The following is a 26,053-nucleotide window of genomic DNA, read 5'->3' on the forward strand; positions in this document are numbered from 1 at the left end:
GTATTTTTAGACTGGATTTATGCCTTCATAACTAAAACAGCTGCAGCATCAGCGCCACGATCATTTCTTTAATCAGCTGGCCGCCTAACGAAATCGCGGCAAAAACGATCAGACCATTGATGACCAAAACGATCAGCGCGCCATACATGCGATCAAGCTTCTGACTGCCAGCCTCAAGCATCGTATCAGCCAATGCCAGGGCAAACATTCCCAAAGCAGTCAGCAGAATCACGCCAATCAGAGTCATCATGCCAAGCGAGCTGGTTAATGATGCCAGCAATAAGCTGACCAGCAGCAAAATAACGTTGAAGTTGCTGGACCACGTCAAATGATTGATCATGTCAACGTAATCGCCGCCTTCAATACCACTGACATAGCGTTTAAAGACGTACGCCACGGCACTCATCAGCAGCATGGCAACCACGATCAGCAGCCACAGCAAGAAAAAGCTCCCCGTCGTCATGGCCTTGATATGAAAAACGATTGCCGAGCCTGACGCAAGCTGAGCAAGCTTAGCCGATAGATGATCAACCATCCAGCCAATCGTCACGACCGCAAGCAAGGCCTCGATAATCTGCATCGTCAGGCCAGTCCAACGCCAGCTTGGCTGCTGATAATCACTGGGATGTCTTAGCGACTCAATCAGCCAGGCCCAGGCCCGTTTAAATCCCTGCTTGGTATGCTCGAGATCCAGCGTCAGTTCAAATGAATCCCCGGTCGTACTTGATTCGGATTGCTTTCTGGCTTCCGCACGACTCTTGAATGACGCGGACTCTTGATTGGCCTTAGCTTCACCAGCCGCGCTGACTGCTGCTTTTGGATCCGGTTTGGCCGGCTGGCTGGCTGCTTTTGGATTGTTGACTAAAGGATGCGGCTGTTCTGTAACGTTTTGAACGTCTGAGACTTCTTCACGACTTGGTGCCATCGCGTTTTGGTACGATGGTTCAGCAGCTTTTTGTGCATGGACAGGATCCGTTGATGTTTGCGACTCATGCTGCCCTGCTGTTGCTTGAGGCCGTTCAGCCGCAGCCGATATCGCCCGTGGCTCGCTGATTGGTTCAGTTGCTGGCGACTCACTGTTTTCGCTGGCTATCGAAGCTGGCTGAATTTCTTGATCAGCCGTTTTCTGATTGGCGACCGTTTCAAAATGCCAGCCGCAACGCGTACAGTATTGGGCATTTTCTAAAACTTCACTACCACAGTTTGGACAGACTTTCATCTTACTTCCTCCGTCAAACCATTAATTGATTTAATTATGCAAAGTAAAAGCACCCCGCGGCAATGGCGGAGTGCTGTTTTGATTAAGCGCTGATTAGCCTTCAAAGACGTCCGTCAATGGAGGTACCACTTGCTTCTTACGTGAAACCACGCCTGGCAGGTTCATACGGTGGTTGTCGCCCAGCTTCTTACCGAATGCCTGTTCAACCTTTTCCGTGTTGCCGCCAACAACCAGCAGATCAGAATCGCTGTTCAAAATGTTGGTAGCAATCAAGATGAACGTGTCGTAGCCGTTTTCATCGTTCAGCTGTTGCATCGTCTTTTCCAGGTCGGCTTGACGAGAGAAGACATCATCTAGATCAACCGTGTTTACTTGACCGATCCGCAGCTTAGCGTCGCCCAGTTCAAACGTCTTGGCATCGCCATCAACGATATCAGCGTCAGACTTGGCAGCCAGATTGGTACCAGCCTTCAGCATTTCAATTCCGTAAGCTTCGTAGTCTTCAACACCGGCAACCTTTGCCAGGTACTTCAAAGCTTCGCCGTCGTGGTCAGTAGTCGTTGGTGACTTCAGCAGCAGCGTGTCGGAAATGATAGCAGACATCATCATCCCAGCCAGGTTGGCAGGAATTTCAATGTGCTTTTCTTGGAACAGTTCCGTGATGATCGTAGAAACACAGCCGTATGGACGAGCCGTGATCCAAAGTGGCTGTGCCGTGTTGAAGTTGGCGATCCGGTGGTGATCAACCAAGTGCGTAACCGTAACTTGGTCGATGTCAGCAGCTGATTGTTGTGGTTCGTTGTGGTCAACCAGCATTACCTTGTCAGTTTCGTTGGCAACCGTCTTAACGACCCGTGGTGCTTCCATGTTGAAGTAGTTCAAAGCGTACTTCGTTTCATCGTTTGGTTCGCCCAGGGCAACGGCTTCCGTTTCGTAGCCCAGTTCGTTTTCAAAGTATGAAAATGCCATTGCGGCCGTAATGGCGTCAGTATCTGGCTTTTGATGACCAAAAACTAATTCCTTGCTCATAAAGACAACTCCTTTGATTCAATCATCACGTAAAACGTTAGCTGCAACGTTTTCGCAAATTAATTATACCCTTTTATTTTAGCACGACCAGCCCTTAAATGGGAATCTAATTTCATTTCAGGTGCATATTTATGCAGGCTATGAAATTGAGTCCGTCAGATCGAGCTGCTCGCTTGTCGCCGTTTCAGTCAGCTGGGGCTTGATGCGCAGCTTAACCGGAATGCCCTGACTTTCGGTATCAATTACAAAAGTACCGTTTGAATGGGCCGTTCCCAGATGATGATCCGTAATCAAAACATCCTGGAACATCGGCCGATCGGTAATGATCTCAACGGCTCCCTGATAGTCGGCATCATAAGGCAAAAAGTCGACCAGCTTGTGCGGCAGCTTCTTCAAACGGTGCAGCACCAGTTCGCCGCGCCTTGCCCGTGCGCCAAGCTTAATGTCGGCTACGGCCATTTCTTTAAAGGCCCCGCGCTGAGTTACCATGGCCAGATGCTGATCTTCGTCAACCAGCTGCAGGTCAACCATTCTGTCATCGTCATGCAGGTTGATGGCCCGTACCCCCGTCGTTCTAACCCCGGCAATCGGTACTTCAGCTACGTCAAAGCGAACGGCATAGCCTTCATGACTGATTGCCAGCAGCGACTGCGCGGTATCTTTTGGCTCATAATACATTACGTTAACGACTTGAGCGTCATCGCCCTTGAGCTTCATGTAGACCGTCGCCGTGCTCTTATAACGAGATCCTGGCTGATATTCCTTGAACTCAGTCTGTTTGACCTGACCATCGCTGGTTCCCATCAGCAGCGTTCCTGGCATGTCCAGCCGATCAAAAATCATTGCCTTGATAATCTCTTCACCCGCGGCCAGACCGATCGTTTGTGAAATATGCTCACCAACGTCTTTCCAGCGCACGTCAGCCAATTCATGCACCGGCCGATAGATCAGATGGCCAAGATTGGTGAACATGAACAGATGCGCCAGCGTACTGGTTTCTTGGATCAGCAGCGGATAGTCGTCTTCTCGCAAACCATCTTCTTCAACGTTGGAAGCTTTAAATGACCGCAGACTGCTGCGCTTGATATAGCCGGCTTTAGAAACTAATACGACCACGTCTTCTTTGGCGACCGTAACCTTAGTGTCGATCTCCAGTTTTTGAACCTTGCTTTGAATCTCAGTCCGGCGCGGTGTCGCAAATTCTTTTTTAATCGTCCGCATTTCTTGGCGCAGCACTTTGGCCAGCTCATTTTCATCGCTTAAGATCAGCTGGTATTCGGCAATCTGATCATTCAGACGCTTTTGCTCATCTTCAAGCGCCGTCACGTCAGTATTGGTCAGCCGGTACAGCTGCATGGTAACAATGGCTTCGGCCTGCGGATCATCAAAGCCCAGCGATTCAATCAGATTCTGTTTGGCATCAGCCCGGTTTTTAGAAGCTCGAATCGTTTTGATAACCTGATCAAGCATGCTGAGCGCCTTGATCAAGCCTTCAACGATGTGGAGCCGTTTTTGCGCCTTATTTAAATCAAAGCGCGTCCGCCGCATAATGATCTCTTTTTGGAAGCTCAGATAAGACGTTAAAATATGCTTTAAGCCTACCCGCATTGGCCGCTGATTGTCGATTGCCACCATATTGAAGTTATAGTTGATCTGCAGGTCGGTGTTTTTTAGCAGATAGTTTAAGATTCCCTCGGCATTGGCGCCGCGCTTCAGCTCAATTGCGATGCGCAGGCCGCTGCGGTCAGTCTCATCACGCGCCTCAGCGATTCCCTCAACCTTTTTGGCCAGACGCAGGTCATTGATTCGCTTGACCAGCTGGGCCTTGTTGACCTCATATGGAATCTCCGTGATATTGATCTGCTGCCGACCGCCACGCAGCGTCTCGATACTGGTCTTGGCCCGTACGACAATGCGTCCCCGACCAGTTTCATAAGCTTTTTTGATTCCTTCCTTGCCTTGAATGATCCCGCCAGTTGGGAAATCAGGACCAGGCACGAATTCCATCAGTTTGTCCAGACTGACTGTGGGATGACCAAGCAGGTAGATCAGTGCATCGATCAGCTCGCCCAGATTATGCGTCGGAATTTCCGTAGCATAACCAGCCGAGATCCCGGTCGCGCCGTTAACCAAAAGATTGGGAATGCGGGCTGGCAAGACAGTCGGCTCTTTTTCGGTATCGTCAAAGTTCAGCGTCATATCAACCGTATCTTTGTCGATATCCTTAAGCATCAAGCCGGCAATCTTGCTTAAACGAGCTTCGGTATAACGCATGGCAGCCGGTGGATCACCATCCATCGACCCGTTGTTGCCGTGCATTTCAATCAATGGGTCACGCAGCTTCCAATCCTGACTCATCCGGACCAGCGCCTCATAAATGGAACTGTCGCCGTGCGGGTGGAAGTTACCCATTACGTTACCGACTGACTTGGCTGACTTGCGAAAGCCCTTATCATAGGTATTGCCATCCTTGTTCATGGCAAACAGAATCCGGCGCTGAACCGGCTTGAGGCCATCGCGAATATCCGGCAGGGCCCGTTCTTGAATAATGGACTTGGAATACCGGCCGAAGCGATCGCCCATCAAGTCTTCCAAAGTCATATTTTCGATTTTTGGTTCACTCATTGACTTTCACCTCTTACTTTTGATTCCAGGTATTGATCGTAGGCGTTTTGGCCTTTTGACCGCGATTTTCCATCAGCTGATCAGACTCTTCGTCATCGCTCAGCGTAAATTGCACGTTTTCTTCAATCCATTTCCGACGTGGTGCAACCTTATCGCCCATCAAGGTAGTGACGCGCTTTTCAGCCAGCTCGGCATCTTCTATCCGCACTCGAATCAGCGTCCGTGTGTCAGGATTCATCGTGGTTTCCCAAAGCTGATCGGCATTCATTTCACCAAGCCCCTTGAAACGCTGCAGCTGAGCTCCGCGAATCTTTTTGGTCATCTGCGTCAGCTGATCGTTGGTCCAGGCATACTGAATCTTGGTTTTGGCTCCTTTGCCAGACTGGATGCGATACAGCGGCGGCAAGGCAATGTAGACCTTACCGGCTTCGATCATTGGCCGCATGTACTTGTAGAAGAACGTCAGCAGCAGAATCTGGATGTGGGCCCCATCGTCGTCGGCATCAGTCATGATGATGATCTTGTCGTAGTTGGAGTCCGCGACGTTGAACTCGCTGCCGACCCCCGCGCCAACCGTATAGATGATCGTATTAAGCTCTTCGTTTTTCAAGACGTCATCCAGCTTGGCCTTTTCTGTATTGAGAACCTTACCACGCAATGGCAGGATCGCCTGAAACTTCCGATCGCGTCCCTGCTTGGCACTCCCACCGGCTGAATCACCCTCAACCAAGAACAGCTCATTTTTAGCGGCATCTTTTGACTGGGCCGGCGTCAGCTTGCCGGACAGATTGCGTTCTTTACGGCCTTTGCGCTTGGAGCCGCGTGATTCGTCACGAGCCTTGCGCGCGGCTTCTCTTGCCTGGCGAGCCTTGAGTGCTTTTCTGATCAGCTGCTGAGCTTCATCGCCATTTTCCAGCAGCATGTAGCTTAGCTGATCGCTGACGATTGAGTCCACGATCTTACGGGCTTCTGGCGTCCCCAGCTTGTCTTTAGTCTGGCCCTCAAACTGCAGGATGCGTTCCGGAATTCGTACTGAGACGACTGCCGTCAAGCCTTCGCGAACGTCAGACCCTTCCAGATTCTTGTCGCGTTCCTTGAGCAGACCGACTTTTCTGGCGTAGTCATTGAAGGTTTTGGTCCAGGCATTGCGAAAACCGGCTTCATGCGTTCCCCCATCTGGAGTGCGCACGTTGTTGACAAAGCTCAAGACGTTTTCTGAATAGCCATCGTTATACTGAGCCGCAACCTCAACCTCAACGCCATCCTGCTTACCGTCAAAGTACATGATCTGACCCAGTGTATCCTTGTCCTCATTGAGGTAGCCGACAAAGTCCTTGATGCCATTTTCAAACTGGAATACCTCTTCTTTTTCCTGACCAGCGCGCTTATCAGTCAGCGTAATCTTTAGGCCCTTTAGCAGGAATGCCGATTCACGCAGCCGTCTTGCCAAAGTATCGTAGTTGTAGACCGTCGTAGAAAAGATTTTTGGATCCGGCTTAAAGGTAACCGTCGTTCCGGAACCCGCACGCGTATTGCCTAATTTTTTGAGCGTGCCGACCGGATTGCCGCCATTGACGAATTTTTCTTGATAGCGAACGTGATCGCGCACGATCGTCAGTGTTAGTTTGGTTGAAAGAGCATTCACGACTGAGGCCCCAACCCCATGCAGCCCACCGGAAGTCTTGTAGCCATCGTCTTGACCAAACTTCCCCCCGGCATGCAGCACGGTCATGATGACTTCTGGCGTCGGTTTGCCAGAAGCATGCATTCCAACTGGCATCCCACGACCATGATCCTGAACCGTGATTGAATTGTCGGGTTCGATCGTCACGTTGATTTCATCACCAAAGCCAGACAAAGCCTCATCGACCGCGTTGTCAACGATTTCATATACCAAATGGTGCAGGCCATAGGTATCCGTTGAACCAATATACATCCCAGGCCGTTTGCGCACCGCCTCCAGCCCCTTAAGGATTTTAATGGAGGATGCATCATATTGATATTCTTGTTCTGCCAACGAAAGGCCCTCCTCATAATTTTTTAGTAACGTTTTTTAATATAACTGATTTGACAAAATTTAGCAAAGAAATTTTGCAAACATTTGTGCCCCATTATTTTAGCATATCAAACAAAAGTTGCCGATGCCACTCAATGTGCTATTATAACAATTATGCAATTATTATCGAGGGAGTTTTGAATGATTTATGATTTTTAAAATCTGTTTAATGGCAGTCATTGCCTACCTTTTGGGCTCGATTCCCTGGGGACTTTGGATCGGCCAGGTATTCTACCACAAGGATATTCGTCAGCTGGGCAGCGGTAATATCGGCACGACCAATACCCTGCGCGTTTTGGGACCTAAAGCAGGCGTAACCGTATTGTTTCTTGATATGTTCAAGGGGACGCTGGCAGCCTGTCAGCCATATTTCTTTCACTGCAGCCAGACCGTCAGTCCGCTTTTGATTGGCTTATTTGCCGTTTTGGGCCATACCTGCTCGATTTTTGATCACTTTCATGGCGGCAAGGCCGTTGCCACCAGTGCCGGGATCTTGCTGGCATATAACCCGCTGCTCTTTTTGGTTGCCTGGGCCATCTATCTGACGGTATTATTGTTGACCAGCATGGCTAGTGCGGCTGGCATGGTTGGCATTACCGCGATTTTCATCATTGCCTTATGCATTCACGACTGGATCTTGGCAGCCATTGCCGGGTTCTTGACGGTGGTAATCATCTGGCTGCACCGTGCCAACATCAAGCGCATCTTCAATGGTACCGAATCGCTGGTTCATTTTGGATTGGGCTATCGGCGGCAGCAAAAACGAAAGCAAAAATAATTAAGCTGATGATCGCATCACTTGGCATTAAAGACCGAGCTGAATGCGATTTTTATTTTGCTGATAAATTTAGGCAACCGATTTCCTAAACCCTCTTGCAAAAAGAATTGAAAGCGCTTATAATCTGGTGTAACGATTTCCTAAAGTTGAATTTAAACATCGAGGTGCTTTTTATGAGTTCATTTAATCAACAAAGTTTTCAGCTTAATGGCAAGGTAGCATTGATCACTGGCGGTGCCAGCGGTCTGGGTCAAAACTATTCAAAGGCGCTGTCGCTTTACGGCGCGGATATTTTTGTCGTTTCCAACTCGCAGCGCGGCTGGGAAGAAACTCGTCAAGCAGTCGAAGGCAATGGACAAAAGATCGGCTTTCTGCAGTGCGACATCACTGAACCGGACTGTGCCGATGAAATCATCGCGCAATGCGTTAAGGAAATGGGTGGTCTGGATATTTTGGTCAACAATGCCGGCATTCAGATCCGCAATGACGTCTTAGCGTTCAAGGATGAAGACTGGGACAAGGTGATCAATTTGAATCTCAACGCGCTCTACCACATGTCACAGGCCGCAGCTAAGTATATGGCTAAGCAAAAGCACGGCAAGATCATCAACATTGGCTCAATGCAATCCTACCGTGCCGGCAAGTTCATCTTCCCCTACACGGCAGCCAAACATGGCGTGTTAGGTCTGACCAAAGCCTACGCTGATGCCCTTTCCAAATACAACATTCAAGTCAACGGTCTGGCACCGGGCTACATTTTAACGGATATGACGAAGGCGCTGGCCGAGGATCCGGTTCGGGGGCCTGAGATCAAAGAACACATTCCATCCGGTGAATGGGGCCGTCCTGAACAATTGATGGGGCCAATGGTATTTTTAGCCAGTCCAGCATCTGATTACGTAACTGGTGTAATGCTGCCGGTTGATGGCGGCTACCTGCTGCGCTGATCAAATTCAACTGAAATCAAAAAGACGTGGTGATCACCACGTCTTTTTTGATTCATTAGAACGGCTGAATGGCAAACGCATAGTCCTCATGCTTGCCAGGCGCCAGTCGACTCATCACCTGTTTGTCTTCAAGTCTGCCGTCACTGTGAATACTGTCGGCAATCCCCCACCACGGCTCAACGCACACCAGGTTGGCCTGGGCTGGATATGGCGACCAGACGCCAACAAATGGTGCACCGTTAACCTGAACGTGAACCCCGTGATTAGTCTGCGGTTCCGTCAGCGTCGCCGTAAATGGCATGCCCTTGGTTGCAAAGATCAAGGCATCCTCATCGAACAGCTCATGATCCAGTGTGATGGGCTGCTGCATGTGCAGAACCGCTGGATGTTCCAGATCATTAAATGGACCAGGTGCCACCAATTTAACCTGTTGATAGTCAATTGCCGGCGAAACACTGAACTGAGTCGTTTCAAAACTGCCCTGTTCATCAACCGGTACGTTAAAACCAGGGTGCGCACCCAAAGCATAGATCAACGTCTGGTCATTGCTTGGGTTTTCAACACGATAGCTGACCAGCAGGCGATCCTCATCCAGCTGATAGGCAATCGTCAACACAAAAGCAAATGGGAAGGCTGCCCGTGTTTTTTCATCATCGCGTAGCTCAAAAACTACCCGCTCACTGCTCTGTTCCACGACCTGAAACTCCCGATCGCGGGCAAAACCGTGCTGCGTCTGATGATAGACCTTGCCTTGATATTCGTATTGATCATCCTTGAGTCGGCCGACAAACGGAAACAGGACGGGTGCCTGCCGTTTCCAAGACTTTGGGTCACCCTGCCACAAATATTCTATTCCCTCTGCATTCCGCTTAATGCTGTGCATCTGGGCGCCTAGTGGATCAATCTGTACCGTCAGCTGCTCGTTTTCAATCTGAATCATCTCTCGTCATCCTTTCAAACTCTCAATGGACAATGGTATATGCCAAAAGCCCTCTAATCTGCACAATAACAGATTGAGAGGGCTTTCGCAAGTCTATCTTTTAATTTTGGACTGATTCTTCGTAGTCGCCATTAGGACAAACGATCTGCTTGCCCTTCTTAACCTTCTTTTCAATCAAGAAATGACCGTCTTTAGGACAATTGCGGCCAATTGGCTTGTCCCATGAAACAAAATCACATTCAGGGTAGCGCGAGCAGCCATAAAAGACGCGATTCTTCTTGGACTTGCGCTCAACCACGCTCCCTTGCCCACACTTAGGACAGGTTACGCCGATATCCTTAACGATTGCCTTGGTGTTGCGGCAGTTCGGGAAGCGCGAGCAGGCATGAAACTTGCCATAGCGGCCCATCTTAACGACCATTGGCGCCCCACAGATCTCACAATTGCTGCCGGCAAGTTCATCATGCATCTCGATTTTGGCAACCTGTTCCTCAGCAGCCTGGACTTCTTTAGAAAATGGCTGGTAGAACTTGTCAACGACCTTAACCCAGTTTTCCTTGCCTTCTTCGATCCGGTCCAAGTCGTCTTCAACTTCGGCCGTAAACTTGACATTGACGATTTCTGGGAACTGCTTGACGATGATCTGGTTGACGATCTCACCCAGCTCGGTTGGCTCAAAGTGGCGCGATACCAAACGAACATAGTAGCGGCGCTGAATCGTGTCCAGCGTTGGCGCATAGGTGGAAGGCCGGCCGACCCCGTTTTCTTCCAGCGTCTTGATCAAGGCAGCTTCTGTATAGCGAGCAGGCGGCTGCGTGAAGTGCTGTGCCGGGTCGTCACTGATCATTTGGACCTGGTCGCCTTGATTTAGATCCGGCAAAACATTGTCTTTTTCCTGACCACGCTTGTAAACCTTGGTAAAGCCATCAAATTTGACCTTGGACCCGTTGGCATGAAAGTCGACCCCGTTTTGGCTCAAGGAAACGGCCATCGTATCAACAATCTGCGGCGTCATCTGACTGGCCACGAATCGGCTCCAGATCAGGCTGTAGAGCTTATATTGATCAGCCGTCAGATACTGTTTCATCTCTGCGGGCGTACGGTTGACCGATGTTGGCCGGATCGCTTCGTGCGCGTCTTGGGCCCCTTCCGGCAGCTTGCCCTTGACTGGCTTGATTGCGGCATACTGCTCACCATAGTTTTCATGAATAAACTGAGAAGCTTCCTGTTTGGCAATTGAGGCAATCCGCGTAGAGTCGGTACGCATATAGGTGATCAGACCGACCGCGCTGCCATGCCCAAGCGTAATCCCTTCATACAGCTGTTGGGCGGCCATCATCGTCTTGCGCGTTCGGAAGTTCAGACGACGGTTGGCATCCTGCTGCATCGTGGAGGTAGTGTATGGCGGCTGCGGCATCCGCTTACGTTCTTTACGCGTAACGTCATCAATCGTAAACGGCGCCTTGCGATCAATCTTGGCCAGCACTTTTTGAACGGCTTCGTTATTAGGCAGCGCGGCTTTTTTACCATTTTCGCCATAAAAAGATGCCGCAAACTCGTCGCGTCCTTTTTTAAACTGACCATCAATCGTCCAGTATTCTTCAGGCTTAAAGTCGCGAATCGCCTGTTCTCTTTGGATGATCAGGTTTAGTGCGACTGACTGCACACGTCCGGCAGACAGTCCCTTTTTGACCTTTTTCCAAAGAATCGGGCTGATCGAATAACCAACCAGCCGATCCAAAACCCGCCGTGCCTGCTGTGCGTCAACCAGGTCCATGTTGATCTCACGTGGTTCCTTAAAGGCTTCCTTAACGGCGTCTTTGGTAATTTCATTGAAGGTAACCCGGTTCTTGTCTTTAGTATCCAGTTTTAAAAGATTGGCAACGTGCCAGGCAATTGCTTCCCCTTCCCGGTCCGGGTCAGATGCCAGATAGACTGCTTTAGCCTGCTTGGCATCCTTGCGCAGTTCTTTGATTACGTCACCCTTGCCGCGAATGGAGATGTAGTCGGGCTGATAGTCGTTTTCAATATCAACCCCCATCCGGCTCTTTGGCAGATCACGGACATGACCTAGGCTGGCAACGACTTTATAGGTCCGTCCCAGATACTTGCCAATCGTCTTAGCTTTGGAAGGCGATTCGACGATGACCAGCTTTTTCTTGGTCTTAGGGCGCTTGGCAGTCGTCTTCTTAGTTGTTTTAGCGGCCGGTTTTGCAGTTTTTGTCTTGGCCGAAGTTGTTTTAGCAGTTGATTTTACAGTTTTAGTTGCCATCATAAGGCTCCTATCATGATGAATTTGATCGGTTTTATCTTCTATACTATTATATGGTCTCTTGTGCGGTCAAACCCGTCTGACTGATTTCAATCAGCAATGAACCGATCAGATAGACCTAGATTAATTCAAAAAAGAAAATGGTCTAACTAGCGTATCAATATAATCGAGTTTATTAAAAAAATCAAGGCAACGATAAAATCATTTTAGCGAAAAAGTCTAATTCAAAAATTAATGAATGGAATTTTAGTGTCAAACTGAATTTTTAGCATATAGCAATGGTAAGGGGGGAAAAGCAATGCATCTGCGTGAATTTATCTTAAGGCTGAGTCTATGCAGCTGTTTGAGTCGACGGATGAAATATCGACTTTTAATGGCTGCCGTTCAGCAAAAACAGATTACCAACCTCGCTAGATTGACTGATCACTTGAACATCACTTTTGACAAACGGATGCAGTGGTTTGACGAATGGTCCAGCCAAAAACTGCGGCGTCAGACTGAGCAAAATCTGCCGATGCCTTTCATAACGCCGCTTGACGCGATCTATCCGCAGCGCCTGCGAGAAATTTATGATCCGCCATTGGTTTTGTATTATCAAGGCAACCTACAACTGCTGCAGTACCCTTGTCTAGCCGTGGTTGGATCAAGGAATATCACTAAATATGGTGAACGAGCGATCAATCAATTACTGCCAGGAATCGTCAGCAGTCAAGTCGCAATCGTCAGCGGCCTGGCCAAAGGAGTTGACGGCTTGGCTCACCAGATTACGCTGCTGGATGGTGGAGCCGCAATTGCCGTAATCGGGACTGGTCTAGATGGCAGCTATCCACGCTGCAATGCATTTTTACAGCGGCAAATCGCGCAGTCCGGTCTTTTGCTGACGGAGTATCCACTGGCAACTACGCCCTACCCGAGCAATTTTCCCGAACGCAATCGGATCATTGCCGGTTTATGTCATGCCTGTCTGGTGGTCGAAGGCAGTCGGCGCAGCGGCAGTCTGATTACGGCCAACCTGGCGCTGCAGGACAATCGAAATGTCGGTGCGGTACCTGGACCAATCGATTCACCAATGTCGCTGGGAGCCAATGAACTGATTGCTGCTGGGGCGCGGCCGATTCTAAGCAGTCAAGACATCTTAGAGGAGCTGCCTGACTGGCTGTTTTCTGCAAGATAGACTGCCTCAATAATTTTAAAAGCGACACGAACAAGCCGATTAAAAAAGCACGGTCTCAAGTTTCATCAAAACCAAGACAGTGCTGTTCTTTTTATTTAGTATTTGGTTGCTAACGCAGATATTGCTGGACTGGTGAAAACGAGTGCCGATGAATCGGGCATGGTCCAAGTTCTGCCAAGCCCTGCAAATGCTGCTTGGTGCCATAGCCCATATTCTCAGCAAAGCCATAGCCTGGATAGAGCCGATCGTAATCACGCATCAGATGGTCACGATATTCTTTGGCAACGATACTGGCTGCCGCGACGCTGATGCTCTTTTGATCGCCTTTAATCAAGGTCGTCTGCGGAATATCAATTGCCAGGGGGACGGCATCGACAATCAGGTGGGACGGCCGATGCGCCAAAGAATCTACACTGCGGATCATTGCCTGCTGGGTCGCCGCGTAGATATTAAGCTGATCGATAACCGTGCACGGATTGACGGCAATGCTGACTTCCAGAGCTTCATTAACGATCTGCAGATACAGCTGCTCACGCTCATGCCTGGTCAGCTGCTTAGAGTCCGTAACCCCCACCAGGTCAAAATCAGGCTTGAGAATTACCGCGCACGTTACTACTGGACCAGCCAGCGGCCCCCGCCCAACCTCATCGATACCGGCAACGTACTGCTGACCATCTTGCCAGAGCTGATTTTCATATTTAAAACGCTCTTTGAAGGCCGCATAGCTTGCTGCCTGCCGTTCCAATCGACGCTTTAGCTGGGCCAGCGCGGTTTGGACGCCTTTGCGCTCATCTTGCTGCAGTGATTGAACAAACGGATCATCAAGCGTGGGCGTGTCTTTTAAGCGGTCCTTGATTTCTTTAATGCTTAGCTTATTCATTGAGACCCTCAGCATTAATATCAGCCGGCTTTTCCAATGAGATCGTTCCCAGCTTGCCCTTGCGCAAATCAAAGATCAGCCGTTCACTGCCGCGGTCGTAGTCATCACGAAAGCCCATCTTTTTAGTAATCGTCAGCAGCAGATCCGGATCAGTCACGCTTTCGTCAACATCAGCGTCACTCAGATGGTAGCGCTGCTTTAATTCGGTCAGCCGATTGGCGCGCAGATACTGCAGTGCAAACAGGGCCACGTCATCCTTGGCAAACAGACTGTCCTTGATCGCGCCAGAAAGTGCCAGCATTAAGCCTTCTTTTTCGGTCGCAAACTTATGCCATAAAACGCCTGGCGTATCCAGCAGCTCCAATTCAGCCGATGAGCGCAGCCACTGCTGACCAGTCGTTACCCCTGGCCGATTACCGGTAGCCGCGACGTTCTTTTTGACCAGGTGATTCAAAAGCGTTGACTTGCCGACGTTAGGCACGCCGACACACATTGCGCGAATCGCCCGTTTCTTCATCCCCTTAGCCTGCTCATTGGCCAGCTTTTCGGCTAAGACCTGCTTGGCCGCGTTGGTAACGGTCTTGGCAACGCTGCGGGCGCGCGAGTCCAGTGCCAGTACCGGCTGTCCGTGATCCTTAAAGTACTGCAGCCATTCTTTGGTGACTTCTGGATCCGCTAAATCGGTTTTGGTTAAGATCAAAAGACGCGGCTTGTCGCCAGCTGCCAGATCAACTTCTGGATTTTGCGAGGAGTATGGCACCCGCGCGTCAACCAGCTCAAATACGATATCGACTAAAGGCATCTGCTCTCTGATCTGGCGCAATGCTTTAGCCATGTGACCAGGGAACCATTGAATTGTTGCCATTTTAGTTCCTCCTAAATTCTAATTCATTTTTTCTAGATACAGCTGCCAGGCATCATCAAAAATCGTCATTCCTGGCAGATATTCGGCATTTTCTTCCAAATAATGAGATATTTCATCAAAATCTTGGGATTGCTTAGGAAATGACGAGTCCAAAAAAGCATTGTTGGCAAACTGCTCAATCTCAGTTGGCTGATTGGGCTGCCTTAAGGTCATCAAAAAATGATAGAAGCTTTCACGAAACATCTGCCAACCCCCTTGTTAGTTATCCTGCGGCACGGTAATCAAGAACTTAAACTGACCATCTGCCATGTTAATCTCATCAGCTTGGGCATGCACTGCCTTATTTTTGGTGTATTTATTCAGATCCAGCAAAATCGTCTTTTTCTTTTGGTTAATGTAGACCCAGTTTGGCAGCTGATAGTTCTTTTTGATATAGCCCATGACGAACCCGATCGGCAGGTTAAGCCGGCCAACCGCCAGTCCTTTAGCTTTCAGCATAATATTGCCTTCACTGGTTTTAACCGGAATGCAGTTCATCGCGTATTGCACGTTGACCCCCAAAAATTTGGCGCGACCGATCACCGTTGCATACTGATTACCTACAATAAAACGATATTGCGGTTTTTTGGACTTTTTTTGAATTTTTTTAATGTAGCTGTTGGCTAAGGCATTGACCTGTTTTTGATTCAAAACCAGTTCCAATGACGTATCGCTGGCTTTGGGAGCCGCGGTTTCAGCTGGCGTCTTAACTGGTGCGCTGGCTAGATGAACTACCGTCAGCAGCGAGCCGATCAAGACGATTACCAAGACCCAAAAAGCTGCCTTCCAGCCATTATATTGTTTTTTTAGCTTATCTTCCATATTCATTCAAATCATCCTACTTTTGCTGATATTCCCAGTCATCGTGCTGCAGCATCACCTTGTACAAAGCATTGGTCATCTGATCATAGCCCTTGCTGTTAGGGTGAAAATTATCTTCAGTTGAGATGTAGTTGTTTAGGTTATGCGTATCATTGTTCATAATCGCAATGACCTGCTTTTGGGTAATCTGATCGCTGTTGGCTTTTTGAGCCTGCTGTGAGAGTTTTTGCCGCTGCTTGGCCGTTTTATACTGACCGTATGACATTAAATGATTGATATCAACGAAATAGGACGGGCCATACTGAGCCACGGTCTGTTTTGTGATTTGATTCCATTTGGCAACGGACTCGTTGATAATCGACACATCAGGGAAATAAGTATAAACCGGATCATAAATACTGTACATAAAAATCGGCGCAGTGGCATTCTGCTTGCGAACCGCAGTCAGCAATTCATTTAGCTTTTGCTGATAGGTCGTGCCTGCCTGTTCGATATTGCTCTCAATCTTATCGGTAGAATTGCTCAGCAGGTTGCTCTCCAGTTTCTGCATCAAGTCATTGCCGCCAACCGTCATCACGATCACATCGGCTTTTTTTAGATTTGCCCGCATTTCTGGCTGTTCATTAAGCCGCTTGAGCATCTGATCGGACCGGTCGCCAGTTACCCCATAATTATACGTGGTCACGCGATTATGGTAGTGTTTTTGCAGTTTTTTCCTAATCCGTCCAACATAACCCTGCTCGTTTTTATCATCGCCTTGACCATGCGTCAGCGAATCACCAATCGCGACCAGCGTTATTTTTTTCTTTAAAACCCGATCTTTTTGTGAAGTCTGTTGAACCGTTGTCGATGCTGACTGCTGCTGGTGATACCAATAACCACTCCCGCCAGCTACCGCTAAAATGGCGCCGATCAACAACAGTAAGCCTTTTTTGCCGCGCAGCATAAAATTACCTCTCACTGAAAAATTCTTAAAGTCAATTAAGATACATAAGAAACATTATAGTGCATTTTATCATGCCACCGCAAACTCGGAAGCGGATCCAATTGCCAATAATTTATGGATTGGATCGTTCACTAAGCAGACAAAAAACGGTTGATGACTTAATCAAGCCTCAACCGCATATTCAGCAACTGTTTAATTTGATTACAGATTACGATGGAAGAAGAACTTCTCAATCCAGCGACTGTCCTTGCGTAGCTTAAAGTAGGCAATCACTGCAAAAATAAGAGCACCAAAGAAATCGGCAAACAGATCACCCATCGTATCCATTAGAGCCGCCCGTCCCAGTAGTAAATGACCGTTTTTCATGTACCGTTGCAGATTCATGCCAAACGAGTCACAGGTAAATTCGTAAAATTCCCATAAAACGCCACAAAAGACCGCAAACGCCGTGGCATACATACTGATAAAAAATGGCGGCACGTGCTTGATCCCCTCATCAGGAATCAGACCGCCAAATGCAGACAGCGCAAAACCAGCCAGCAAAGCGCCGCTGATCAGATGCAGGCCCTTGTCCCAGTAAGGAATGCTGTAGAAGTGATAGATCGTGCCCAGATAAATGGCTCCATAGATAAACATTAAAAACAGACCGTAAAGCAGCGGCGGCAGATAAACCTTTAGCTTGATCGCTAAAAACTTAGGCAGCATAACAATCAGCAGGCCCGCCACGATTTCCAGATCCAAAAACCAGGCGGCCCCTGCTGCTTTGGCGGTCGCAGCCGTCAAAGCCGTTTTGGTCGTTAAAATCAGTGAAACCAGCATCGAAATTACAATAAACCACAAAAAAACGTTAAGGGCTTTTTCACTGGTGCTTGAGCCGTTTTTCATCATCATCACATCCTTTAATTTGAGCGCGCTGAGCAATCATTGCTATAATCAAGGTCAAAAACTGATTAAAGGAGCTGTAGATAATGGCCCAGCAAGCACTCATTGTTTATTATTCACAATTTAATAATACCACTAAACTTGCCAAATTAATTCAAGATGCGACCAAGGCTCCGGCGTTGCGTCTGCGCGTGGCCGACAGCGTCTATCCAAACAACATGGAAGCTACTGGTCGCATCTATCAACAGCAGCTAAAACAACACCAGCTGCCTAAACTTATCAATTCCATGCCGCAGCTGAATCAATATGACGTTGTTTTGGTCGGCGGCCCCGTCTGGAATGGCAACGTGGCAGCACCAGTGATTGAGTTTTTGAAAACCATTCAAGGATACCAAGGCTTGATTGCGCCATTCTCAACTGCCTGGAGCGATTCTGACGATTATCAAGAAAATTTCATTAAACGGGCTGGCCGGCTGCAGGTCACTGATGGATTCCACGTCACGACTCACGGCTCTCATCAGTTCAAGGCAAACAATCTGGCCGCCTGGCTGCGCAAACTATAATAAAGCAAAAATGCTGTCGCCGACTCATCAAAAGTCCACGACAGCATTTTTCTAAGCTTAGCCTTTGCAGCCATTCTTGATTCTCAAAAAATAAAATTGATCAGCAGCATATAGCAAAGAGTCCCGACGATCAAGGTTAAAAACAGGCTGTGCTTCCATAAATGCACGATTATCGTCACTACGCCGGCAATGACTTCTGGCAGTCCATGCGTGCCGCCAAGCCAATTAACGTTGCGATAGCAGTATACGACCAGCATCCCCATAATCGCGGCCGGTAAAAACCTGCCCAGCCCGGTTACGAAATCAGGCGTGGCCGCTTCCGTTCTAAAAAGCAGAAATGGCGTTACCCGGGTGGCAAAGTTTGCCAGCGCGGCTAAGGCAATGCAGATAATCTGATCAGTCAGCGTCATTTTGGTCCCCCCTCTTTGCTTGACGCCAGTAGATAACGGCGTATTCAGCCACTAGAATCAACAGCGTCGCTACCAAAAAATACGTCTTGCCAAACAGCAGCAGACAGGCAATCGTAACGATCACGCCGCTGGTTGAGCTAAGATGATCCTTTTCCTTTTGAAACTGGTCAACGGCCAAGGCAATAAACAGCGCCGTCATAACAAAATCCATGCCGGGAATCTCTTTGCCAATCAGACTCCCCAGCGCGCCGCCTAAGAATGCGCCCAAGACCCAGTAGCTGTGATCAAAAAGCGAAATCAGCGTATAGACTGAGTAACGATCATATTCTTTGGGAATCGACAGACTATAATTGACGACAAAGGTCTCATCGGTCAAGCCATAGATCAAAAAGAACTTGCGCCAGCCCGCACCGCGATATTTTTTCAGCATTGAAAGGCCATAAAAAAACTGCCGAAAGCCAACGACCAGCGTTATCAAGACAACGTTGCCCGGCAAAAAGCTCTGAACCAGCATGGAAGCCAGGATAAATTCAACGGAGCCCCCATAAACTACCGCTGCCATTATCGTGGGAAACCAGAAACCAAAGCCCAGGTTATGCATGTATAGCCCATAGCCGGTCCCTAAGATAACATAACCGAAAAAAATCGGTAACGAACTGTTAAAAGCAAAGCGCACGGTTTCCTGGCGCGTTGCCGGTGGTGATGCTTGCATATTTTCCTCTCCCCTGTGAATAAGTGATTACAGAGATTAATTTTAACGCAAGCCACTATTGATTAACAGAGCCTTTTTGTCAGCAAGATATTTTATGCATTGTCATTCAGATACATGCTGCTCTGCGACAAGCGAATCACCACGACAATCACTGCAATGATGCCTGTGAGATCCAGTCGTCAACCGATCTTGACCAAATACGCCAATCCATAGTCTGCCAGCCCCAATATTTATAATTCTGATGCTGCGATATTAACTAATCAGATTGACGCCATCATAGAAATGAACTAGCGATAGGGCAGCCAGCGATTCAGTTCCTGGCGCTTTTTTACCTGTTCTTGACGCCATTGATGCCAACTGCTGCTGGCCTGACTGACATGTTCAATCAGCTCACGATCGATTTTTTCCCGATACTCAGCAACCGGTTTGGTATACAGCCGACCGTTTTGATCGAACTGATAGCCGCCCCACATATGCTGACTGATTGGGTCAAGCAGAATCGACTGAACGTAGCGCACCCGGCCGATTGCATGATGCAGGTCAGTATAGCCCAGAGTCACGATGTCCAGTGAGTCGATATAATTGTTGATCTTATTGCGCAAAACCGCAGCCTGGGCTTTCTGCTGGTCATTAAGCAGCCAGTAGACGTTTGGCCCCTCATAAAGCCAGGCCTCACTCAGGCATGCTGGATAATCGCAGTTGGCAAGGGCATACTGGGCGTTGATTGCTCCCAGTGAATGGCCGTAGATATAATAATGTGCCGTTAAGTCCTGCTGCATCAACCGATTCAACAAACTGGCAGCCGACCTGAGCTGAGAAGGAATCTCACCAACGCGATGTTCAACGATCGAACGGCCAATGGGCAGATTGGTTGCCAGCCATTCATTGGACCATGTCGTTGGATTGCCATGTCTTAAGCCCGATGAGCCGCGAAACAGCACCGTAATCTCTTTATGATCCTGATGGTGATTGACAATGATGGTGCCCCGCAGACCATCTTGTTTATAAAAAGCTCGTTTGACGCGACCGACCCGCTTGCCATTGGATAATCTGACGTGATCGCCAACCCCCAGCGGCTGATATTCCAAACCTGCCAGCTCGACTCGCTGCTGATCGGTTAGCTGAGCATTTACATCCATTTTTTCACCCCAAAATAAAAAACGACTTCAATGATCGATATGATCTATTGAGTCGATTTTATCACATTATTTATTTGATTTTATTGAATCGGCATTTCGTAGACGTATGAGGTTTCTTCAGGACGGTAGACGCCATGCAGAGTCCCTACCCGCGTAAAGCCATACTTTTCAATTAAGTGCTGCATTGGCTTGTTGTCCTCATGGGTGTCGATCCGTAATGACTTGACACCGTTTGGATTTTCCTTAACGTAATCGATAACGCTCTTAAACAAGCCAGAAGCATAGCCATTGCCGGCATGGTCAGAGTGAATGGCAACCCGGTGAATAACCAGATAGTTGTCGGTATCAACCAGCCATTTGCCATCCAATTCGTCGTAAGAGTGGTCCGGAGCTGCTACGATTGCAAAAGCTCCTACCGTTTCATGATCGTCGGAATGTACCAGGTATGCAAAGCCATGTTCGATATCTTCTTGGATATGTTCAACATTCGGATAATCGCCTTGCCATTGATCAATCCCGCTTTCCGCCAGCTGATTGCGGCCATCACGCAGAATTTCGACAACTCGATCCAGATCCTTCATTTCGGCTTTTTCAATATGCATAGCACAACCTTCTTTCCTTAAAATATCAAGCGTTTATCAATTTAACACATTCTGCCAAAAATTGACAATAAAATGGTCAATTTCAACAAACAGACTTAGAATAACATCATCAACACTGATACGAGGCGAACATCTTGAAATATAAATTCTGGCTTAAAATTATGCTGACGATCTGTTTGATGATGACCATGGCTTCATCCGCCAAAGCAGCTGCATTGAATTCCCAAAAATACGTTCAGTCAACCACGCCAACCTTTTTCTTTCATGGCTGGGGCAGCGGGGCGCATGCCGAACGACACATGGTTCAGGCGGCAATTGATGCCGGTGTCACCAAAACCGTCATCGTAGCCAACGTTGCGCAAAATGGCACCGTTGAGCTGGAAGGCAAGATTCCCCACGGCGCGATCAACCCAATCATTGAAGTCAACCTGATCGATAATGAGAACTCAAACTATACTACGGATGGTCATTACGTTGCCGCGGCCATTCAAAAAGTCTGCCAAACCTATCATTTCAAAAAATATCAAGTTGAGGCGCATTCGATGGGCAACATGGCGTTTCTTTACTGCCTGCTGCAAAACGCCAACAATTCTAAGTTTCCCAAGCTGCAAAAAGAAGTCGCGATGGCTGGCACCTTTGATGGCGTAATCGGCTGGAATCAACCCGCCAACCTGCAGTATAACGAACGGACCGGTGAAGCCACGCCAGCCACCAAATCATATCAAAAACTCAAAAAACTGCGCCACACCTATCCAACCACTGCCCGCGTCCTAAATATTTATGGCGATCTGGGCGATGGTACCGACAGCCAGGTGGACAATAAATCATCCAAAGCCTTGAAGTACCTGGTTGCCAGTCGAGCCAAATCATATCAAGAACAGCGCATCACAGGGGCCAATGCCAAACATGAGCTTTTACACCGCAATCCACAGGTCGATGCGATCTTGATCAAGTTCTTATGGGGCAAATAGGCATTGCAGTATTGTAAAAATCGAGTACTGTTGAATCTATCGCTTATCATCAGCAATAAATCTTTTGTGCGATACCGCGCTGCTCGCAAAAAAACAGCTATGGCAATCAGGTCACTTTAGGCTGCTTAATGCGGCATCGATTGACTGGCTGCCGTCGTGCATCATGATGACCTTGCCAATCGTATTCGAATGTCCCAGGCTCCTAACGAGTACCGCTGCAACGTCAGAAATTGCGTTATGACCATAGCTACCATCATTTATTGCAACCATCCCTGTAGCTGGCCGCTCATCCAAGACCCCTGCCTGTACAATCGTCCAATCCAATCCCGGATGATCAATCAGCCAACGATCTGCATAAAACTTGGCGATGTTATAATCAGTAATATCTTTTAAAATAGGCGTTTGGGCCCATTTATCCTGATCAAGTGCAAAGGCAGAGCTCAGCTGGACGAAACGCTTAATGCCATTTTGCCGGCTTGCTTCTGCCAGTTTAACGCTGCCATTTAAATCAACCTGCAGCAGGTCCTTACCACGTGAGCCCGCTGCAAAGATTACCGCGTCAGCTTTGCCCAGTGCTTTTTGCAGCTCAGTAACGGAAGCATGCAGATCAAGCCTGACTTTCAAGACATCTGGTTGACTGATCTTTTCTGGATGACGAGCACCCGCGACTACTTCATGACCTGCTTTTTGGAGCTCAGTGACGACGGCTTGCCCCACTCGTCCCGTAGCTCCAGCGACAAAAACTTTCATTGCAATCTCCTTTCAGCTACACTGGTGATTTACTATTTGCTTTATACTAACTTTTTGTAAGCCAAAAGACAAATTTTTAGTCTTTTGGCAGTCTAAAACACTCTGATCTAGTAATATCATTAGCAAAAATGCGGTGCTGATCTAAGCCGACTGCACAAATGTTTTCAAACGACACTTAATCCGGCTGCAGGACAGTAGCCGCCGGAGCAGTTTGACTGATGGCCACCTGTTTAAGCGCCCGCTGCGTCATTTGAAAGTAATTCTTATAAAGCGCCGTATAGCGTCCCGTATTCTTATCAACGAGCCATGGCTTATGACGACCGCAATAATGCAGAATTACCGTATGTTTGATGACCCAGTCCAGCGTCCACTCGCCAAAGCTGATCGTCTCATAGGTCTGACCTTTGCGAGCATCAAAATTATAAAGCTGATCGGGAACCGTCTTAATATCTTTACCGTATAAGGCATTCAGCACGTCTTGGTCCGGCAGCAGCAAGACGTGTTCTCGGATATATTCGTAAATGTCTTCCGCATGAACCCGCTGCCGGATCAGATCAAGATTCATCAACAACACGCCGGAATTATAATAGCCATCCGCGTCAAAGTTCTGCAGGCGAATCTTATTGATGACTTCCGTGGTACCAGTCAAGCCAGTATGAATTGCTGAAGCATAAAGGTAGCCATCCAAATCCGTATCGTAAAGCGGTCCGATATCATTAATGCACAATACGTCAGCATCCAGATATAGAATGCGATGCAGCTGTTTTGGCAGATATTGATGAGCCAGCAAGCGATAATAGATGGTCTTAGGATAGCGATCAGTAACCGGCGCCTGGTCGAATTCTTCATCTCTGATAATAATCGGATGATAGTTCATCCCCCACCGTTCACAAGTTTTGCGAATCTCTGGCGTGTGCACCAGTTCCTGCGATTGGATCACGTATACATCAAGCTGGCGCGGCTGGGAATTGAGTCGGATCGAGTTCAGGACCGTCAGCATCTGGCGCCAAAAACGATCATCAATTGAAAACAATAGATTCAAAATTTTCACCTCTCATAACTGCTGTTAATTCTATTTTAGATAACCAGACCGATTTTGCACGAAGCAAATGATGCAAAACGTTTCTTAGACCAATTTATCTGCCAAGCGATCTCATTGCCCTAATTTGTGGTTTCCTACTTGTCAAACCGCTTAAATTGGCTTACGATCAAGTGGTGACATTTGCGACTACAATTATTAAGAGGGAAAGATTTATGGAACAAGCAGCACAATTGGAGGCCATTAAGCGCTACACCATCCAAAAACTGGGCAGTGACAGTACTGGACACGGCCTCGACCACATCATGCGCGTCGTACGGATGACTAAAAAACTGATCGAAACCGAGGCTGCCAATGAGTTTATCGCCGTTGCCGCGGCCTACCTTCACGATACGATTGACGAAAAGCTGGTAATCAGCGTAAAAGAAGCCGAGGAAGAATTGGAAGACTTCTTGCGGCGCATTGACCTAACCAATGAACAGATCCAAGCAATCATGGATATCATTTCCAACATGTCATTTGCCGATACGTTAGGCGATGCACGACCGACCCTTTCGCGTGAAGGCCAGATCGTCCAGGATGCCGACTGGCTGGACGGTCTAGGCAGCATCGGCATCACCCGGGCCGTCTATTATGGTGGCAGCCACGGCGAGCGCATCTATGACCCGCTGATCAAACCGCGCGAGCATATGAATCGTGAAGAATACCGTACAGAACGCGATGAGACCGTCATTAATCATTTTTACGAAAAGCTGCTGAAAATCAAAGACATGCTGAATACGGAAACAGCACGCAAAATCGCCGCTCATCGTCAGCAGATCATGAAAGAATTTTTAGACGAGTTTTTCTTAGAATGGGATGCCAAAGCCTAGTTTGCAAACTAAAAGCCAAGCCACCGGATGCGGTGCTTGGCTTTTTGATTGGGCAGGTAATTTTCCCGCCTCTATTTATCAACATTAGGCTTTTGATCCGTTACCTCTGTTTCTTGCCCCAGTACTGGAATAGATCCGTTCTTAAGGCACCATTGTAAAGCTTGCGGCGTTTGGTGGCTTTTTGACCATAGTAGGTTTCAAACTCCAAATCAGCCGTTAAGATATACTTGCTCCATGTCGTCATCGGACGGTAGATCTCGCCCATTTGCCGATACAGCTCGCGCACCGACTCCTGATCGCTCAAACGCTCACCATATGGCGGATTGGCGACGATGACACCATTGATCTTGTCAGTGTGCCAATCCTTGACTGCCAGCTGCTTAAACGTGATGTCATGCGTCAAACCGGCTGCCTGACAGTTCCGCTGAGCAATATCGATCATATTCTGGTCAATATCATAACCGTGAATATCCAGTTCAATGTCGTAGTCAGCCTTGGCATCGGCTTCATCACGTACATCATCGCTCAGGTTTTCTGGCATCAGATTGACCCAGTGCTCGCATTGAAAGCCGCGATTGATGCCAGGAGCAATATTATGACCAATCAAGGCGGCCTCAATTGGAATCGTTCCTGAACCACAAACAGGATCTACGAACGGATTGTCAGGGAACCAATGGGCAAGCATCACCAGGGCCGCGGCCATGTTTTCTTTTAATGGCGCGCCCCCCTTGCCCTTGCGATAGCCGCGCTTGAACAGGCTGGGGCCAGTCGTATCAAGCGTCAGCAATACGTGATCCTTATTAATGGCAACTTCCAGCGGATAGGTCGCCCCAGTTTCACTCAGCCGCGTCCGTCGATGATAAACCTCAGTCAAACGGTCAACGATTGCTTTTTTGACGATTGCCTGTACGCTGGGAACGTTATGCAGCTGTGAGCGATGACTCTTGCCCTCAACCGGAAAAGCCGCGTCAATCGGTAACAGGTCTTCCCATGGCAATGCCTTGGTCTGCTCAAACAGGCTGTCAAAATCAGTCGCGTCAAACTCACCCACGATAATCTTGACCCGGTCAGCCGTCCGCAGCCAAAGATTGGCCACCATGATATCGCGCAGATCGCCTTCAAAACGCACCCGGCCATTTTCAACCTGCGTTTCATAGCCTAGTGCCCGCAGCTCCTTGCCTACCAAGGCTTCAATCCCGGCTGCCGCAGTAGCTATCAAATGAAATTTTTGCAATATTAAAACTCCTCATGAAAATTTTGCTGACATCATTTTACCATAACTTTCAATCAGCGGTTTGCCAGGTGATTGTTTGCCTGCGTCACGTTCTAACTTTTGGCATTCAATTGTTTCAATTCTTTTAGCAAGATCAGTGAATCCAAAACACCAATCAGAGCATCGCGGCATACCAGCCAATCTGCGCCAAATCAAATTTAAAATCAAAAACGGCCTGCCGACTATGGAAAAACGTAAGCACACTATAACCAACCGCATATGATTAAATCCCAAGTTCTCCTATACTT

General features: G+C 48.2%; 25 protein-coding genes. 6 read left to right on the top strand and 19 right to left on the bottom strand.

The window, feature by feature from the left end; all coding sequences use genetic code 11:
• Positions 1 to 31 precede the first annotated feature (31 nt).
• The 4 genes from ABC765_RS06560 to parE all read right to left on the bottom strand — a co-directional run bounded on the left by ABC765_RS06560 (position 32) and on the right by parE (position 6,890).
• On the bottom strand, positions 32 to 1,219 hold the full coding sequence (locus ABC765_RS06560) for a zinc-ribbon domain-containing protein (protein ID WP_347980010.1): 1,188 nt from the start codon (positions 1,217 to 1,219) through the stop codon (positions 32 to 34).
• Positions 1,220 to 1,312: 93 nt separating this feature from the next.
• Complete coding sequence (locus tag ABC765_RS06565) at positions 1,313 to 2,248, bottom strand: manganese-dependent inorganic pyrophosphatase (protein WP_006499160.1); 936 nt, start codon at positions 2,246 to 2,248, stop codon at positions 1,313 to 1,315.
• Between the two features lie 138 nt (positions 2,249 to 2,386).
• Entirely contained in the window at positions 2,387 to 4,873 is a 2,487-nt protein-coding gene (parC, locus tag ABC765_RS06570; protein WP_347980011.1) for a DNA topoisomerase IV subunit A, read from the bottom strand.
• Between the two features lie 13 nt (positions 4,874 to 4,886).
• Complete coding sequence (parE, locus tag ABC765_RS06575) at positions 4,887 to 6,890, bottom strand: DNA topoisomerase IV subunit B (RefSeq protein WP_056967834.1); 2,004 nt, start codon at positions 6,888 to 6,890, stop codon at positions 4,887 to 4,889.
• A gap of 187 nt (positions 6,891 to 7,077) precedes the next feature.
• Here parE and plsY point away from each other — a divergent pair, with 187 nt between their 5' ends.
• On the top strand, positions 7,078 to 7,707 hold the full coding sequence (gene plsY, locus ABC765_RS06580; protein WP_347980012.1) for a glycerol-3-phosphate 1-O-acyltransferase PlsY: 630 nt from the start codon (positions 7,078 to 7,080) through the stop codon (positions 7,705 to 7,707).
• 173 nt (positions 7,708 to 7,880) lie between these two features.
• Positions 7,881 to 8,654: an SDR family NAD(P)-dependent oxidoreductase gene (locus ABC765_RS06585; RefSeq protein WP_347963768.1), complete on the top strand. Its 774-nt coding sequence runs from the start codon at positions 7,881 to 7,883 to the stop codon at positions 8,652 to 8,654.
• 55 nt (positions 8,655 to 8,709) lie between these two features.
• On the opposite strand, the gene ABC765_RS06590 is transcribed toward ABC765_RS06585, so the two are convergent.
• Entirely contained in the window at positions 8,710 to 9,594 is an 885-nt protein-coding gene (locus ABC765_RS06590) for an aldose 1-epimerase family protein (protein WP_347980013.1), read from the bottom strand.
• A gap of 100 nt (positions 9,595 to 9,694) precedes the next feature.
• Positions 9,695 to 11,866 (bottom strand): type I DNA topoisomerase, encoded by a 2,172-nt coding sequence (gene topA, locus ABC765_RS06595; protein WP_347953385.1) that lies wholly within the window; start codon positions 11,864 to 11,866, stop codon positions 9,695 to 9,697.
• Between the two features lie 298 nt (positions 11,867 to 12,164).
• Between topA and dprA the strand changes: the two genes are divergently transcribed.
• The gene (gene dprA / locus ABC765_RS06600; protein WP_347953386.1) at positions 12,165 to 13,040 is read left to right on the top strand and encodes a DNA-processing protein DprA; all 876 of its coding nucleotides are present in this window, start codon (positions 12,165 to 12,167) and stop codon (positions 13,038 to 13,040) included.
• 109 nt (positions 13,041 to 13,149) lie between these two features.
• Here dprA and ABC765_RS06605 read toward each other — a convergent pair whose 3' ends face one another.
• From ABC765_RS06605 to ABC765_RS06630, 6 genes are all read right to left on the bottom strand, one after another.
• Positions 13,150 to 13,920 carry a ribonuclease HII gene (locus ABC765_RS06605; RefSeq protein ID WP_347953387.1) on the bottom strand — a complete coding sequence of 257 codons (771 nt, stop codon included), beginning with the start codon at positions 13,918 to 13,920 and terminating at the stop codon, positions 13,150 to 13,152.
• Complete coding sequence (gene ylqF / locus ABC765_RS06610) at positions 13,913 to 14,785, bottom strand: ribosome biogenesis GTPase YlqF (protein WP_270362471.1); 873 nt, start codon at positions 14,783 to 14,785, stop codon at positions 13,913 to 13,915. The genes ABC765_RS06605 and ylqF overlap by 8 nt, the downstream gene beginning before the upstream one ends.
• Positions 14,786 to 14,803: 18 nt before the next feature.
• On the bottom strand, positions 14,804 to 15,028 hold the full coding sequence (locus tag ABC765_RS06615; protein ID WP_006499170.1) for a YozE family protein: 225 nt from the start codon (positions 15,026 to 15,028) through the stop codon (positions 14,804 to 14,806).
• Between the two features lie 15 nt (positions 15,029 to 15,043).
• Positions 15,044 to 15,646 carry a YpmS family protein gene (locus tag ABC765_RS06620; protein WP_347964180.1) on the bottom strand — a complete coding sequence of 201 codons (603 nt, stop codon included), beginning with the start codon at positions 15,644 to 15,646 and terminating at the stop codon, positions 15,044 to 15,046.
• A 16-nt stretch (positions 15,647 to 15,662) separates the two neighbouring features.
• Entirely contained in the window at positions 15,663 to 16,592 is a 930-nt protein-coding gene (locus tag ABC765_RS06625; RefSeq protein WP_347963771.1) for an SGNH/GDSL hydrolase family protein, read from the bottom strand.
• A 201-nt stretch (positions 16,593 to 16,793) separates the two neighbouring features.
• Complete coding sequence (locus ABC765_RS06630; protein ID WP_080967895.1) at positions 16,794 to 17,483, bottom strand: hypothetical protein; 690 nt, start codon at positions 17,481 to 17,483, stop codon at positions 16,794 to 16,796.
• Positions 17,484 to 17,560: 77 nt separating this feature from the next.
• On the opposite strand from ABC765_RS06630, the gene ABC765_RS06635 reads away from it, so the two are divergent.
• Positions 17,561 to 18,037 carry a flavodoxin gene (locus ABC765_RS06635; protein WP_347963772.1) on the top strand — a complete coding sequence of 159 codons (477 nt, stop codon included), beginning with the start codon at positions 17,561 to 17,563 and terminating at the stop codon, positions 18,035 to 18,037.
• Positions 18,038 to 18,120: 83 nt separating this feature from the next.
• On the opposite strand, the gene ABC765_RS06640 is transcribed toward ABC765_RS06635, so the two are convergent.
• The 4 genes from ABC765_RS06640 to ABC765_RS06655 all read right to left on the bottom strand — a co-directional run bounded on the left by ABC765_RS06640 (position 18,121) and on the right by ABC765_RS06655 (position 20,900).
• Positions 18,121 to 18,447 carry an AzlD domain-containing protein gene (locus ABC765_RS06640; protein ID WP_347953390.1) on the bottom strand — a complete coding sequence of 109 codons (327 nt, stop codon included), beginning with the start codon at positions 18,445 to 18,447 and terminating at the stop codon, positions 18,121 to 18,123.
• Positions 18,434 to 19,159 (bottom strand): AzlC family ABC transporter permease, encoded by a 726-nt coding sequence (locus tag ABC765_RS06645; RefSeq protein WP_006499178.1) that lies wholly within the window; start codon positions 19,157 to 19,159, stop codon positions 18,434 to 18,436. The genes ABC765_RS06640 and ABC765_RS06645 overlap by 14 nt, the downstream gene beginning before the upstream one ends.
• Positions 19,160 to 19,446: 287 nt before the next feature.
• Positions 19,447 to 20,298, bottom strand: coding sequence for a hypothetical protein (locus ABC765_RS06650; protein WP_347963773.1), 852 nt, complete (start codon positions 20,296 to 20,298; stop codon positions 19,447 to 19,449).
• 80 nt (positions 20,299 to 20,378) lie between these two features.
• A complete protein-coding gene (locus ABC765_RS06655) occupies positions 20,379 to 20,900 on the bottom strand; it encodes a GNAT family N-acetyltransferase (RefSeq protein WP_347953392.1) in 522 nt (173 codons plus the stop codon).
• A 131-nt stretch (positions 20,901 to 21,031) separates the two neighbouring features.
• Here ABC765_RS06655 and ABC765_RS06660 point away from each other — a divergent pair, with 131 nt between their 5' ends.
• Positions 21,032 to 21,871, top strand: a complete 840-nt coding sequence (locus tag ABC765_RS06660) for an alpha/beta hydrolase (RefSeq protein WP_376751291.1) — start codon at positions 21,032 to 21,034, stop codon at positions 21,869 to 21,871.
• A 111-nt stretch (positions 21,872 to 21,982) separates the two neighbouring features.
• Here the strand turns inward: ABC765_RS06660 and ABC765_RS06665 are convergent, their stop codons facing one another.
• Positions 21,983 to 22,621, bottom strand: a complete 639-nt coding sequence (locus tag ABC765_RS06665; RefSeq protein ID WP_347953393.1) for an NAD(P)H-binding protein — start codon at positions 22,619 to 22,621, stop codon at positions 21,983 to 21,985.
• A 175-nt stretch (positions 22,622 to 22,796) separates the two neighbouring features.
• Positions 22,797 to 23,663, bottom strand: a complete 867-nt coding sequence (locus ABC765_RS06670) for a glycosyltransferase family 8 protein (protein ID WP_347953394.1) — start codon at positions 23,661 to 23,663, stop codon at positions 22,797 to 22,799.
• A gap of 212 nt (positions 23,664 to 23,875) precedes the next feature.
• Here ABC765_RS06670 and ABC765_RS06675 point away from each other — a divergent pair, with 212 nt between their 5' ends.
• The gene (locus ABC765_RS06675; RefSeq protein WP_347953395.1) at positions 23,876 to 24,532 is read left to right on the top strand and encodes an HD domain-containing protein; all 657 of its coding nucleotides are present in this window, start codon (positions 23,876 to 23,878) and stop codon (positions 24,530 to 24,532) included.
• Between the two features lie 100 nt (positions 24,533 to 24,632).
• Here the strand turns inward: ABC765_RS06675 and ABC765_RS06680 are convergent, their stop codons facing one another.
• On the bottom strand, positions 24,633 to 25,766 hold the full coding sequence (locus ABC765_RS06680; RefSeq protein ID WP_347953396.1) for a class I SAM-dependent RNA methyltransferase: 1,134 nt from the start codon (positions 25,764 to 25,766) through the stop codon (positions 24,633 to 24,635).
• Positions 25,767 to 26,053: the final 287 nt, after the last annotated feature.

This window comes from Limosilactobacillus sp. WILCCON 0051 (genome assembly GCF_039955095.1).
Classification (GTDB): Bacteria; Bacillota; Bacilli; order Lactobacillales; family Lactobacillaceae; genus Limosilactobacillus; species Limosilactobacillus allomucosae.